We start from the raw sequence: 15,066 nt of genomic DNA on the forward strand, positions 1-15,066 counted from the left end.
ATTTATGAATTGAATTAATTTCTATTTCTTAATTGTTTGATTTCCTTTTGTTGTGCATCAACTTTTTTATTGATTTCAATTAATTGCAAGGTTAATTCCTCTACTTTTTTGAGCAACAACTTATTCATTTCCCCCAACTCAACCCCATTAGTCTCTACTTCTTTTGCGCTTGGCATTTCGGGCAATTTTTTATTGGCTTGAATGTAACGTTCCAACTCTTCCAACTTTCCAATTTGATAACCTTTCTCAAAAACATAATCTGGCCAGTTGGCAGCTTCTACCTTGATTTCCTTGGCGCGGATTTTTCCGTTTACTGCAAGCTTCTCATTAGGAGTGGTTGTTCCGATACCTACGTTTCCTTGCCTATGGATGCTTATTGCAGGCACATAAGTTGAGCTTCCAGCATCACCGTCAATAAACAAATAACCATCTTCAGCTCTTAACCTATGCAAAAACGAACCCACATAATCTGTAGTTCCGGTATTTTTAAGGTAGGTATACTGTCCAACATTAATGCTTCCATTTACGTCCAACTTTTGTCCTGGCGAAAATGTACCAATACCAACACTACCATTATTCAAAATAGAAAAAAATGGTTTTTCTTGATCATCGCTCCAGTTAAAGATATGAAACCCCATTTCACTGATCATATTAGCTCCAGAACTTAACGCCCAATTTTTACCAAATGGATTATTAATTAAAACCTTGGTAGTATTGGCATTTACAGAACCTCCGCCTACTTGAATCGAATTTGTTGTTGTATTACCCCTATCAGTAACACTCTGCAAAGTTTCTTGAGCAAGTACTTTTATACTGGAAATGATAAAAAAGATGATTAAAAGATGTTTCATATCGATATATTTAATTTAGATTACTTCTTGTTTAATTGCCTCGCCTCCAGTTCTTTTATCCTGGCTTCTTGTGCTATATTTTTCTTATTCAGCTCAATAACGTATAAAGTCAATTCTTCTACTTTTTGCAACAGCCTAGTTTGCAGCTCACTCACACCCACGCCCTCTTCTTGCATGGTTTTCGCGGTTGCGATTTCTGGCAAATGCCTGTTCTTTTGAATAAACCGTTCCACCTCTGCCAATGGAAGAAGTTTATAGCCGTTTTCAAACACGAAATCTGCACCCGTTGTATTTACCACAATTTCGTTGGCACGGACTTTTCCGTTAATATCAAGTTTATACGCGTTATTTATCTGTTGCGTTTTTCCGATTAGCACATTCCCAGCTTGGGTAATTCTCATCTTCTCGCTGTTTTCTACAGGATGGTCAATATTTAAAGCTCCGCTTATACCTGTGTGGAAAGTAATGCCGTATAAATAGTTTAATGAGACAAACGAACCAGGGTCTGCTTCACTATATATCTTTTTTACTGTATTTGTTCCTACACCCGACATTACATTGTTTCCTAGGAGCGTTGAAGCACCACCATGACTTTCGGACAAAGTAGCATAGCTGATCATGTAACCTTGTCCCTGACTAGCGAGCTTAATATTGCCGTTAATGGTAAGTTTTTCACTCGGCATGGTACTCAGTCCAATGCCAAAGTTGCCATTCTCTTCGCTCACTAATAAAGACCGCCAAGCTCCCCAACCTGTGCTGTTGAAGCCCGATCTAAGGTAAATTTTACTCTCGTCGGAAAAAGCCAGTTCATGTGCCCTCCCTCCGGAATCATCGTACCAACCTCTTAAACCCAACACAGTATGGTAATTGCCAGCTGAAAGCCCTAGCACAGCTGTCTCTTTAAAATGGGATTCTACTGAACGGATATAAGAACTCGGCAGTGTTGGAGTAGCCCTTGTATCTTGTACCTCAAGTTTGGTCTGTGCAATTGCCAAGCCTGCTACAAAGAACGCAAGAATAGAAAAGGAAAGTTTTTTCATAAAATAATTAGGTGGGTTATTTGTTTTCTAGTTTATTGATTTTATTCAAAAGATTTTCCAATAACTGATTAGTGGTCTTGTTTTCTTTTTCTATTTTGCTTAATCTTTTATTAGCATTGTTCAGCTCCTTATCTTTTTCAATCAAATGCAATGTCAATTCTTCTATTTTCTTCTGTTGTAGCTTTAGCATCTCTCCCAACTGCAACCCATTTGTTTCAACTTCTTTAGCACTTGGCATTTCAGGCAATCGTTTGTTCGCCTTGATGTAACTTTCCAACTCTTTCAACGTTCCAACTTTGTAACCATCAGCAAAAACATAATCTGGCCAATTGGCAGCTTCTACCTTGATTTCTCGGGCACGAATTTTTCCGTTTACGGCCAATTTCTCGTTTGGAGTGGTAGTGCCGATGCCCATAAAACCCTGTGGATTTATTGTTACTGCTTCAATTTTTTCATCATTATATTTGGTGTAAAAACTGAGTGAACCTTTAACGTTTGCATTTCCTCCATCCAAAAGTTTTGCTTGAACACCTGCAATTTCAGTAAGAGTTCCATTATTCACTAGATTCTTAAAAAGAATTCCAGCACCTTTATCACCTTCAATAGTATTTTTAGTTAGACTTAACTGATTATAATCAGCACCAGAGCTTATTTCTAACTTTTCTTTAGGCGTCGCAGTACCAATCCCCACATTTCCATTGCCTGTCCCAAGTGTTCTAAATTGAAAGCCATTTTCTGGATCTATGATCAAAAATGAATAATTGATGCCGTCCCCTAATCGAGACGTCTGAAAACGCATTCTGCTTTCAGCTAAATTTTGTCCAGCTTGTTCAATGAATGCTCCAGAAGCGTCAATTCCCGAAATAATTGATTTTGAAGTTTCACCACCCCATCGTAAAATTCCATTCACATGCAATTTATTTAATGGGCTCGTTGTTCCGACACCAACGTTACCATTAGCGGGATCTGTGTGGATCTGCGCATAGCCAATTCGTACACATACCAATAGAGCTGTTATTAAAAATATTTTTTTCATTTATCGCTGTTTTCAGGAATTACTTTCTTTTATTCGTTTGTTTTTTCTCCAATTCAAGCAAACGTTTTCCATAGTTCTCAATTATAGTTGCTTGTGTTGTTAACTGTTTATCTTTTTCGATGAGATGCAGGGTGAGTTCTTCTATTTTCTTCTGTTGTAACTTTAGCATCTCTCCCAACTGCAACCCATTTGTTTCAACTTCTTTTGCACTCGGCATTTCAGGCAAGCGCTTATTCGTCTTGATGTAACACTCCAATTCTTCCAACGTTCCAACTTTGTAACCCTCGGCAAAAACGTAATCAGGCCAATTGGCAGCTTCTACCTTGATTTCTCGGGCGCGGATTTTTCCGTTTACGGCCAATTTCTCGTTTGGGGTGGTAGTGCCTATGCCTACATTGCCATTGACTATATAATGGTTCCCTTGTCCAGTTACCATTAAACTTCCAGCAGATTGAATATTATTTTTAGAATCCAATAAAGTTATCCAATCTGACCAAGCGTTTTCATTATAAAATGCCTCCCTATATCTTATCTTAGAGCTATCCCAGCCTCCGAAATACAATTGGCCTGTTTGATGATTATCCAATCCATAAAACTCCAATACAGTTCCATAATTTGTTGGCCCACCATTCCCGTAATTATCCCACATTTTTATAGACATAGGGCTAATGGTTGTTCTTGGAGCAGCCGAGAAATCGATTCTTTGGTGAACAAAATTTAATTCGTTAACCTGTGCATAAACACTGCATGGTAGTATTAAGCTTATAAATACTTTGCATATTCTTTTCATCTTCTTATTATTTCTTTTTGATCTTTTTTTGTAAAATCTGTTTAACTGTTTCTTCCAATTTGCTTATTCGAGCTCTTTCCTTTTGTAGCTCCTTATCTTTTTCGATGAGATGCAGGGTGAGCTCTTCTATCTTTTGAAGCAGCTTAATTTGAAAGGTGCCCACTTCCAATCCTGATTTTTGCATTTCTGATGCAGCAGGGATCCCTGGCAGGTGTTTATTTTGTTTCAAAAAAGCTTCCAATTCAGCGATGCTCAAGTTTTTATAATCAGGCTCAAAAACAAAATCGGCACCTGCATTTATGCTTACTTTGATTTCTCGCGCACTCATTTTGCCTCCCACAGTTAGTTTGGTATCAGGATCAACTTTATTTGTTCCTAAAGCGATAGATTCGTTTGTAAATTGGTAATCTCGCGTTTGGCTATTGGCTATTACCTGTGGCTCTGTGATTTGGATTGACGAAGTATTCACAAGTGTCACAGATACGCCCTTAATATCAACGACAATTGAATTTCCGGTATTCACCAAGTGATAGATTGGTATTTTTAGGTGTCCTGCTCCATCTACTTCAAATTCACCCAGTTTCCACTGTGTTGCCACCGGGCCAAAGGCGGTTAATACTTCTGAGCTATTCGAACCGACAGCCGTACCCGCGTTCCTACCAATGTTATAGAGTTTGGAATATTTCCCTGTAGAGTTCTGATAGCTATAACCGCTTGTTATTGAAATTTCTACATTACCCCAAATAAGCGCTTCACCAAAATCTATATAGGAGACTAAATTGGCTGTACCGTTTGTAAAATAGGGAGATAGCCCATTCCATTTAAATGTGTAGTCTTGCGCTTGACTTTTTGTAGAAATAATCATGCTTATAAAGCACAAAATAATGCCTAGTTTTTTCATCTTAGTTTTTGTTTGTTGACTTTAATTTTTCAATTTCCTTTTGCTGCATGGCTACCATCTCCATCAACTTTTGTAATTGCTTATTCTGTTCAATGAGATGAAGTGTTAATTCTTCCTGCTTTTTAAGCAACAGCTTATTTATTTCTCCCAGTTCAATCCCGTTCGTTTCAACCTCCTTGGCGCTTGGCATTTCAGGTAGTTTTTTATTGGCTTTGATGTAACGCTCCAACTCTCCCAGCGTTCCAATTTTATAATTTTCTTCAAAAACATAATCTGGCCAGTTGGCTGTTTCTACTTTGATTTCCTTGGCGCGGATTTTTCCGTTTACGGCTAATTTCTCGTTTGGCGTAACAGTGCCTATGCCAACATTGCCACCAAAGGGAGCTAGTAATAAACTCTTATCGAGTGTTCCATTTCCATTAGTAGGTATAATGGCAGGATGGCCAAAAGTATTTACATTGAAAATTATTCCATTATTGGTTGTTGAGTTTCTTAGAGAGACTTGATTACCTTCTACTTGTAATTTATCTGTTGGGTCAGTGATACCGACACCTACATTACCATTGGACGTGATATCGAATTTTCTCGTGCCAGCTGTATATACTGAGAAAAAGGAGGCCGGATCATATCCAAAGACATACATTTGCTGAATATTATTATCATAGGAAAATTCTGCCTTTGGTAACCCTGAGGCTCGTAATTTAAGCACATTTCCAATTAACAAATTCTGTGAAGTTTCATTACCCCTATCAGTAACAGTCTGCAATGTTTCTTGAGCCGATACTTTTAGGCTAATCATGATAAAAAAAGGAATTAATAAGCGCTTCATTAGTTGTATTATTAAATTGTAACTTAAATTATTTTAGAGATTTTATAACTTTTTCCAATGCAAGTAAGCGGTCTTCATAGATTTTGTTCTTTTTGGCTTGCTCTATTAACTGTTTATCTTTTTCAATCAAATGCAATGTCAATTCTTCTATCTTTTTCTGCTGTAGCTTTAACATTTCTCCTAATTGCAAACCATTAGCTTCCACCTCTTTTGCACTTGGCATTTCGGGCAAACGTTTATTGGCTTTGATGTAACGTTCCAACTCACCCAACTTTCCAATTTGATAACCTTCTTCAAAAACATAATCTGGCCAGTTGGCTGTTTCTACTTTGATTTCCTTGGCGCGGATTTTTCCGTTTACGGCTAATTTCTCGTTTGGAGTGGTAGTGCCGATGCCTACATTACCGTTATCCAATAAAGTAAACCTATTGTTACAGAGCCCATTAGCATTACTACAACCCAACCCGTCATAAGCCCAAAATTGCAAGCTATTGCCATAAGCTCCAGTCATATTATAAATCCGCCAACTTGCGGCTAGTCCCGCAGTTTGCTTTGATGGATTATCGATACCTAAAAAACCACCTGTAGTAGATGACAGGGAACTTACTATCCCATCTCTAGCACTTATAATTCCATTTACATCTAATTTATAAGCAGGACTAGCTGTACCAATTCCCACGTTCTTATCGATCACTAAACCTAAATTTTCAAACCTCACGTTCTCTGCGCTATTGTATGGCATCATTAATTTGCCATCTTCCGCTCCAGTGCTTAACCAAAAATTATATCCGGTGGGTACGATTTGTTTGGTGTAAGAATTAGGCAGATTAAAATTTAAACCAAAAATAGACGAAGGTCCAGCTACATTTATGCCTAATGTAGTTGTATTTCCATTTTGAGTAACAGTTTGTAAATCCTGTGCCAGACCAAGCAAAGGGGCTACTATTAAAAGTAATCCAAGTATCTTTTTCATATCAGTTAGTTTTTTCAGTTAGTTTTCTCAATAAGGCTTCTAACTTTTCTTGTCTTTCTTGCAAGTTTTGAAGCCTTTTATCTTGTGATTTGATTATTTCTTTATGTTTAGTCAATTCTTTATGTTTTTCAATAAGATGCAGGGTTAATTCTTCTATCTTCTGTTGCTGCAACTTCAATGTCTCTCCCAAATTTACCCCATTAGATTCTACCTCTTTTGCACTCGGCATTTCAGGCAAATGCTTGTTGGTTTTGATGTAACGTTCCAATTCTTCCAACGTTTCAATTTGGTAACCTTCTTCAAAAACATAATCAGGCCAATTGGCTGTTTCTACTTTGATTTCACGTGCGCGGATTTTACCATTTACGGCTAACTCATAAGCACCGGGCGTCTGTGTTTTTATACCTACATTACCAGAAAAATAGCCTTGTGTTGGCGTTACGCTGGAGAGGCCTAACAAGGCATTAATCGTAGGTTCATTTCCATCAACAGCTTCCACTCTAGGGGCATAAAAATATTGGCGATCATTGGTATTGGGATCATAATAGAGGTAAGAGCGGATATTTGTATTTACTGTGCCGGGGGCAAACTTAAAATCAGTCGCGTTCAGCACTTTTATTCCTGTTGTGCCATCATAAATAGCACCGTAACTTGTAGTAGAAGCATCCCCGCTTCCATGCACATAACCGACAACCAGATACCATTTATTCAGCTCTGGCAAGTCTCCATACCAGAAATAAGGATTATCATTGGCACTGTCGTTAAGATTGGTCACATTGTTAGTGCCAAAATAACTCGTACCATCGGCAGAGTTTGTCTTCTTGATCCAAATCGAAAAGCGATACATCTTGGTATGATCGATAGCAAAATAGAGATGGTTAAATCCACCGTCATCATTACTCGCACCTTCTGGTTTGGCTTCCCATAAAATGGCTCTTTGCCCTTGTGGTCCCTCGCCCCAAAAGCGGGTATTTTCAGTTGCCTGTCCGTTTGGCTGGAACTGCCCTGAACCACTTGTTCCTATGGTCCAGCTTTGCATATCTAGCAGATTTTGTGCATTTGCACTTAGGTTAAAAAAAGCACAGCTAAAAGCGCAGATGAACAATCTGCCCCAACGATTTGTCTTCATGTGTAGAACGTTAATTTAGTTAAATTTTGAGTCCGTTATCTGCGATTAAGCTAAGTCAAATTTGAGACAAAAAAAAATATTTTCCCCAACAGTACTAATTGCAGGATGAACACATCGAATCTCAGGACGAACGTGCGTTTGGGCCGGATATTACGATTCCGAAATCAGGACTTTTATGTCTGAATTTTGGGCTGTTTTAGTAGTGATTCTGCGTGAAATTCAATTTTCAGTTAGCAGTTTTCAGTTAACCACAATGAATAAAAGTCAAGCGGCGAAAAGACAATATCGTCATTGCGAAGAACAACGTGATGACGCAATCTCTTTCGATAAGTTGACAGTTTTCAGTTAACCGCAAAGGATCCAAGATTTCGCGAAGAATAGAAGATAAGAAGTCTTATCATGGAAGATGTAAAAGGTAAAATGGAAGAGGCAAGTTGGAGTTTTCAATTCAACAATATAGCAATTATAACAATCAACTAATGACTAATCCGTCAACTTTATTATTTTTCTAAAGCGCTTAAAGTAAGTTGTAAACTCAATTGTTCGGCTTTTTCTTTTCCGTTGAGGTCTTTTTTGTCGCTCAGTTTTATTTCTGATATCTTTCCAATGCCAGTGCTTTTGCTCAAGGTATCCAATAATTTAACCAGGTTAAAATAATTGCTCTTAAAGGTAAACTGTTGCACTACCATGCCCTGTTGCAAAGCTGTAGTATCGGTTACGCTCTGTGTATTGGTGCTAAAATTAACCTGTACGTTTTGTACCGAAGCCATTCCCGAAACCGTTTGCCATAAGCGATTTTCACGATCTTCCTTTTTAACCTTGTAGGCTTTTAAGGCATTGATGTAGAAGGCATTTTTTCTGCTCACCTGCGGAAAAGTGCTATCTTCTGATTGGGCTGCATTCTGTTCCTTCTTGAGCTGACTATTCAATCGCATTGCTTCAAAAGTGTGTTTCAAAGAAAATGCATAGGCAACATAAAGCAATATCACCATTCCAGCGATGAGTACCCAATTCTTTTTCTGATGATCTAAGTTCTTCCACATGGCTAATAGGTAACAATTAGACTAAATTGGTAATCAGTTGATTCTTGATCTTCCTGGTACTTGAGCAGTTTGGCCGATTTCACCCATGACATTTCCTTGAGCACAAAAATCCAGTTGTTTACGGCAGTGAGGTTACCCGTTGAGCCAATAATCTTTATGCTCGGTTGCCTTTCTGCTTTCTCTGCCTCGGTTTTAAAATCATTAATGGCCACTTCATGCAAACTCAACTGCCTAGGCATGCTTCGGCCAATTTCATTGAGCAGAAAGCCATAATTGTAGCCTCCGTTCCAGTTCAGTTGTTTTAAAAGGTATTCGTTACTGGCGATATTCTTCTTCAACAAATCGGTTTGGTCTGCATTAGCGGTTTGCGCCCCTACCTGTTGTGCAAGCTTGGCATTTTCCTGGTTATAATAGGAAAAGAGACCAAAACTGAGCAGCAACAATCCAAAAAGCGCAAAAAGAAAAATTAGCGCTTTCTTTTTCAGTGTGCCGTTGCCTATAAAATCGGAAAATGCTGTATTTATGCTTTCCACATTGGCTATAATCGGTGCCAGTTTCTGTTGCAAAATCAGCTGAAAAGCAGATGCATAGGCCAATAGATTCTCTTCTGGAATAAGCTCTTGTTCTATTTTGACCTGAAAATCATTTTTTAAGTTGGGATCGGCATTGTAGCTCATGAAGTGGCGTTCAGCCGTTAGCACAAACCCATGGCCAGCAAACTGCATTTCGGCACTATAAATATTCAGTTGCGGCCAAATAGGTGCTGTTACGATACCACCTAAGCTCAGCATGTATACTTTTAATCCGGCTCGCTTGAGCTTATCGAGCAATTCATCCACTCCTTGCTTTCTGATGATACTGCCAAGCGCATTGGTTCCATGGATATAGGTCTGTATATAAAAATCCTTCGCCTCAACAGATGGAAACGCCTGTTGCACCACTTGCTCGGATAAAGTATCTGGAGCTACCTGAATATTTTTATGGATGATACCTTTTCCAGTTAATGTTAATGCCACTGGAATGTTCTTAGGCAAGCTTTCGAGCACCTTGTTTAACGGCCCATCGATTACTTTCTTGCTTTCGATATGGAGTTCGTCGTTCTTTTTGGTCAGCTGGCAAAAACGACAGCTATAGCTATTGTCGGCAAAGCCATGCAGTTCCACCCCTAAAACCGTATTTAAACCATCGAAAAGCATGTTAATAAAGAATGGTAGGTTTAATAAAGACTAGGGTTACTACTTTGGCCCTTGTTTTCTCCCTGCTGCTGAACAACCACTTTAAAATTGGAATGCGAGACAACAAAGGTACACCGGAACCTGATTCCGAATTTTCCGTCCGTTCTAAACCACCCAATACAATCATGTCTTCATTTTTAGCCCTAATGATAGAGGTAAAAGTACTGGTAGATTTTGGTGGGGGTTGATTTTGTGGTGGGTTGCCTATAAAATCGGAGATATTCACCTTGATATTCAAAGTTACCTGATCATCCCCCGAAACTATAGGTTTAATACCTATTTCCAAATTTGCATTTACTTCTTTGTATTCTTCGGTAACCACGGTTTGGGCATTGAGCGAAGGCACGATATTCTGTGTACGCTGGCTATAATATCTCGTACTCCCAATACTTAGGTTTGCCGAATGGCCGTTGAGTGTAGACAGCTTGGGCACCGAACGGATTTCAACATTGGAATTGCTTTCTAATGCACTCAGTTTTACATAAAAATTAGGGGTTACCCGCCCCAAATTGACGGAATTATTACTGCCTAACTTGGACAAGAAGCTGTTGATGGAGTTGGCCCCAAAAGTATAATCTATTCCAGGCAGGATAGTCCCTCCTGTTTTAACACTGTCGGATACGCCTGCACTAATTCCTGTTTTAACGGTATTGCCTTTTCTTACATCAACCAAAGTTACCTCGATCAATACCATTGGTACGGTGCGGTCTATCTGCTTGATAAAGTTTTCAATCTCTCTGATTTGTGGTGCCGATCCAGAAAGCAATATCATATTTTGCTCTCTAAATTCTTTGATTTCGACGCCTCTCTTCCACTCTGTGGGGATCATCATCTGAATGGTATCTAAAGAGCGATGTTGCAGCTTTACCAGTTGAGTTGAACGCAGGCCTTCTATTCTCCTATCGCCAATGAGATAAATTCCATCTTCTTTTTTATAGGTATATTCCGTGCCTTGCAGTAAAGCGGTTAGGAAATTATCGAAACTTATATTATTTAGGCGTGTGGTGATGTTTCCTTTGATATCCGAATAAATAAAATAATTAATTCCGGCTTCTGTAGAGGCCGACTTGATCAGGTCGAGAATTGGCGTATTCAAGGCGTCTATGTTGATCAATTTGCCACCATTTGCGTCTCTTCTGCCAGAGACGTTATAATTGGCTGGCGTTCCTCCTCCACCCTGCGTGCTGGGCTTGTTGTTTCTTTTTACGGCTGGAGATTTATCTTCGTTAATGTAAAGCTCTTCTCCATCGCCCAGTGGCTGAAAGATATAAACGTTATCGTTGGTTTTATTCAGCTTTAAATCATTGGCATAGGCCATTTTTTCCAATGCGCTTTCAAATGGAGCCGATGCGATAAAAGCGGTTACCTTCTTGCTCAACAAGTTAACAGGTACTACCACGTTTTTCTGAGAAAGCTGCCCGATTTTCTTGGCTACCAAACTCAGGGTATCATTGTTGAGGTCGAAACCCAGGTTATCGGTTGCGCTATTATAGGTTACCTTGATCTCTTTTATCGGCACCACTGTTCTAGCAGGTGCCACTTTGCTAATCGACATGATCGAGCCAATCAGGTTGATATCCAAGTCATACTCTTTGGCCACAAAAAGCAGTACATTCAAGGCCGTTTCGTTGGTAAAATTGTAATAGACCTTAAAATTAACCTGCGGGTCTACATTGATGTTGAGGTTATTGGCCTGCGCCAAGGCACGTAAAAATTCTGACGCATTGGCACCCGACATGGATAGCTGTACTTTTTGGTTAAGTCCGGGCACCATTACCGAAGCTGCCTTTAACCGATTCTCTATCTGGGCCAAACGCTCGGTCTTGGCATCTTGCGCATGGCTTTTTAAGCCTATAGCTATAAGCGCAAAGAGGATGAAAAGGCGAAAGAGGGCGTAGCGGATATATTTCATTTAGATAGATAGCAATAGTGGGAAAATTTCTTCGAGCGAGGTCTGCCCCTGAGCAAACAACTCGAATGCATTTTCTGAAAGTGTTTTGATCTGTTTGGTTTTTAAAAGTGGTTCAATATACATATTCCCTTGTTTGATTTCAAAAGCTAATTCAGCATCAACAGGAATAACTTCATAAACAGCCTTCCGCCCCTTGTAGCCAGTGTAATAACATTCGCTACAGCCTTTGGCTACAAATTGCTTATCCAATACCATAGGCGCCTTAAATTGCTTGGGATAGGCTTTATTGTCAAAATCGGTTTCTTCTTTGCAATGTGGACAGAGCAAGCGCACCAAACGCTGGGCAACGGTCGTATTTAAGGTATTGGCCACCAAGAAACTCGGAATGCCCATATCCATCAAGCGCGAGACTGTGCCCCAGGCCGAGTTGGTATGGATGGTAGATAATACCAAGTGGCCTGTTAAGGCCGCACGGATGGCCATATTGGCGGTTTCAGGATCACGGATCTCTCCCACCATAATTACATCCGGATCTTGCCTTAAAAAAGTACGCAATGCAGAGGCAAAACCCAAGCCGATGCTTTCTTTGAGCTGTACCTGATTGATTCCCTCTAGCGTATACTCGATCGGATCTTCGATGGTGAGGACATTTCGGGTGGTTTTGTTCAATAGCTTGAGCGTGGCATAAAGCGTGGTGGTTTTACCCGAACCTGTTGGTCCGCTAATAAGGATAATTCCATTGGGCCTTTGGATGCCCTGCAGGTAATTATCCATGTCAAAATCGCTGAGGCCTAAGGTATTCAGATCGATATCGGTACTGGAGTTGTTGAGCAAACGCAACACAATCTTTTCGCCATGTAAGGTGGGTAATACCGAAACACGAATATCAAAAGAACCTTTTTGGACGGACTTGTAATGGATTCGGCCATCTTGTGGCAAACGCTTTTCGGCGATATCCAAGTTGGCCATGATTTTGATCTTGTTCACCAAAGCAGGATAATCTTCTCTGCTGACCTGGTAGCGTTCGATCATCATTCCATCAATCCGTACACGCACACGGGATTTCTTTTCGAAGGTTTCGATATGAATATCACTGCTTTTAAGCTTTCGGGCTTCTTCGATTAAGGTAGTTAGGAAATCGTCGTTGGCCGAAATGGCGGAAAGTTCTTTTTCTTGCGTATCCGTATCGCTCAGGTAATGGGTAGACAATAAGCGACTGATTTCTGCCTTTGTAATTGGATTGAGCTTGATCGGTTTATCAAGAATGATCTGCAGTTCATCCAGCAAAGCCGATTGACTATCTTCTTCATCGCAAAACAAGGCCAAATATTGGTCTTCCATCCCTTTGGGTACCACTCGGTATTGCAAGGCGATGGCTTTGTTAATGAGGTGTAAGGTATCTGCAGCTGATTTCATTCTTCTAAAATAACAGTTTTAGTGGTGTTTCTTTAACATAAAATTTCCTTCTTTCCCACCCCAAAACCTTTTCTGCCCTTATGCCGGGCAATGGCACTCCATTTTTTCGGGGTTGTTTATTGCCTTTCATTGCTTCTCAAGAGTGCTTCGCAGTTTGAACGACCAAAAATGGAGGAAACCAAGACTTGACGAGCTCATTAATGCCTATAAAAACAACTATACTACCATTAATAAAGTCGCCGACTACGCCCAGCGCTACAAAATAAGTGCTATGGGTAATTAGTGTATACCGCACTGGACAAGGCCGGTTCTTAAGCAAACGAACAGCTTCTACTTTGGCCAGACATAACGCATAGTTAAAAGAGCGCTACATTAAATAAGCAGTTAACCACAAATCTGTTGTCAGGTCTATTTTAATACTCCATATATCTGCCAGCATAAATACCAGCAATAGGATAGCTTGTTCTCCGGCCAAGGGGATTTTAGGGTTTGATTTTTTGTTCAAAGCTCTGCTTCCTAAACTAACCAAGATGATGACAAACAAACTGAACAGGTAAAAGAACAGGTAATTGAGAAAGGACAAATAAACCGTGATGCTCAGCAAAAACAGCAGATCGCCCAACCCAAAATAATCGGCAAATATATTGACTAGTCTTCTTTGCTTCAAAGAAAAATAAAGCGTTAAGAACAGCAATTGTACGCCTAAAAAACTACAGTTGTATACCAAGTGCTCTTTAATTAAACTACCTGATGTTTCAACATAGGTTAAAGCCGACAAACCGACCATCAACAATGCAAAGAGCCACCAATATACCGCTCTAAACTTAAAATCTTGCCAGGCAATAAAAAGCAGGATGATGAAAACACAGCACTTAATGATGAGCATTAACGTTTAGTTTATTTTGTTATCCTATCTTTTTATCCTAATCCTTCTTGTCGTTTCACCCAATTTGTCATTCTCTTCACCTTTTTGTCATTCCGAGTTCATGAGGAATCTACTTCGAGAATTCGTTCTACACAGCTCCTTCACTGCGTTCTGGATGACAAAACCATATTGTAGATTCTTCCTTACTATTTGTCATTCCGAGGCCACGAGGAATCTATTTCGAGAATTCTTTCTACACAGATCCTTCACTACGTTCTGGATGACAAGTTCTGCTTTGGATGACAAACTGCATTAATCCGGCGTAACTTCCTTCAGGTTTTTATCCTGATCGATTTGCCAAACGTTAAAAGTCCCATCGCCATCAAAATCGGCCACGGCCGTAGCCTTGGCCACAAAACTATTGTTATTGGCCGAAACCACTTCGATCTTATAATTTGCCTTGCCGTCTTTCCCATCCGTAGAAAGCTTCTCTTGGATAAAACCCAATTCGGCCAAATCATTCGAATACCTTGAGTGTTCGTAAAAATAGCTTTGCTCCAATTTTGCCAAATGCTCCAATTGTAACTTGGCTTCGGTAGTTTTAGCCTTGGTAATTAAGGGCATCAAATTGGGCAAAGCCAATAAAACCAGGATCCCAATAATCACCAGTACCACCAAAATCTCGGTGAGTGTGTAGGCCTTAACTTTTTTATGGAGCAGTGAATTCATTTTAGAATATATTTTCAAGCTAAAATAGGGAAAAATAAAATCAACTGTATAGTTTGAGGTTTTAAATGTGCTAAAGCTATTTTTGATAAGTGTCCTCAACGCGAGCAATAGTCAAGTAATAATTTAACGTGAGCAGTCCTGTAAAAAACATCGATCCAACCAACAACAGCAAAAGAAACAAAGTAAACCCCCTCCGGATCATCAAATTTATACTTGGTGCTCATGCTTAAATATAAAACTATTATGGAACAGAATTTAGAGGCACAAGTCATCCACCCCTCGTAGCCAAACCCACGAAGACTTGCTCCAGATGGGGG

General features: G+C 39.7%; 14 protein-coding genes. All 14 read right to left on the bottom strand.

Annotation, left to right across the window (positions count from 1 at the left end; translation table 11 throughout):
- Positions 1-14: 14 nt before the first annotated feature.
- The 14 genes from AC570H_RS14595 to AC570H_RS14660 all read right to left on the bottom strand — a co-directional run bounded on the left by AC570H_RS14595 (position 15) and on the right by AC570H_RS14660 (position 14,749).
- The gene (locus tag AC570H_RS14595) at positions 15-851 is read right to left on the bottom strand and encodes a hypothetical protein (protein ID WP_497356058.1); all 837 of its coding nucleotides are present in this window, start codon (positions 849-851) and stop codon (positions 15-17) included.
- Between the two features lie 20 nt (positions 852-871).
- On the bottom strand, positions 872-1,891 hold the full coding sequence (locus AC570H_RS14600; protein WP_497356060.1) for a hypothetical protein: 1,020 nt from the start codon (positions 1,889-1,891) through the stop codon (positions 872-874).
- A gap of 16 nt (positions 1,892-1,907) precedes the next feature.
- Complete coding sequence (locus AC570H_RS14605; protein ID WP_497356062.1) at positions 1,908-2,927, bottom strand: hypothetical protein; 1,020 nt, start codon at positions 2,925-2,927, stop codon at positions 1,908-1,910.
- Between the two features lie 19 nt (positions 2,928-2,946).
- A complete protein-coding gene (locus tag AC570H_RS14610) occupies positions 2,947-3,717 on the bottom strand; it encodes a hypothetical protein (protein ID WP_497356064.1) in 771 nt (256 codons plus the stop codon).
- 7 nt (positions 3,718-3,724) lie between these two features.
- On the bottom strand, positions 3,725-4,618 hold the full coding sequence (locus tag AC570H_RS14615) for a hypothetical protein (protein WP_497356066.1): 894 nt from the start codon (positions 4,616-4,618) through the stop codon (positions 3,725-3,727).
- 1 nt (position 4,619) lies between these two features.
- Positions 4,620-5,447 carry a hypothetical protein gene (locus AC570H_RS14620; protein WP_497356068.1) on the bottom strand — a complete coding sequence of 276 codons (828 nt, stop codon included), beginning with the start codon at positions 5,445-5,447 and terminating at the stop codon, positions 4,620-4,622.
- A gap of 28 nt (positions 5,448-5,475) precedes the next feature.
- Positions 5,476-6,420, bottom strand: a complete 945-nt coding sequence (locus AC570H_RS14625; protein WP_497356070.1) for a hypothetical protein — start codon at positions 6,418-6,420, stop codon at positions 5,476-5,478.
- A gap of 1 nt (position 6,421) precedes the next feature.
- Positions 6,422-7,549, bottom strand: a complete 1,128-nt coding sequence (locus AC570H_RS14630) for a hypothetical protein (RefSeq protein WP_497356072.1) — start codon at positions 7,547-7,549, stop codon at positions 6,422-6,424.
- A gap of 500 nt (positions 7,550-8,049) precedes the next feature.
- Positions 8,050-8,592: a hypothetical protein gene (locus AC570H_RS14635; protein ID WP_497356074.1), complete on the bottom strand. Its 543-nt coding sequence runs from the start codon at positions 8,590-8,592 to the stop codon at positions 8,050-8,052.
- Between the two features lie 2 nt (positions 8,593-8,594).
- On the bottom strand, positions 8,595-9,788 hold the full coding sequence (locus AC570H_RS14640) for a type IV pilus biogenesis protein PilM (RefSeq protein ID WP_497356076.1): 1,194 nt from the start codon (positions 9,786-9,788) through the stop codon (positions 8,595-8,597).
- Position 9,789: 1 nt separating this feature from the next.
- Positions 9,790-11,739 carry a secretin GspD/PilQ domain-containing protein gene (locus AC570H_RS14645; protein ID WP_497356078.1) on the bottom strand — a complete coding sequence of 650 codons (1,950 nt, stop codon included), beginning with the start codon at positions 11,737-11,739 and terminating at the stop codon, positions 9,790-9,792.
- A complete protein-coding gene (locus tag AC570H_RS14650; RefSeq protein WP_497356080.1) occupies positions 11,740-13,155 on the bottom strand; it encodes a GspE/PulE family protein in 1,416 nt (471 codons plus the stop codon).
- Between the two features lie 367 nt (positions 13,156-13,522).
- Complete coding sequence (locus AC570H_RS14655; RefSeq protein ID WP_497356082.1) at positions 13,523-14,041, bottom strand: hypothetical protein; 519 nt, start codon at positions 14,039-14,041, stop codon at positions 13,523-13,525.
- 291 nt (positions 14,042-14,332) lie between these two features.
- Positions 14,333-14,749: a type IV pilin protein gene (locus AC570H_RS14660; RefSeq protein ID WP_497356084.1), complete on the bottom strand. Its 417-nt coding sequence runs from the start codon at positions 14,747-14,749 to the stop codon at positions 14,333-14,335.
- Positions 14,750-15,066: the final 317 nt, after the last annotated feature.

The sequence above is a fragment of the Pedobacter sp. B4419 genome (genome assembly GCF_059693725.1).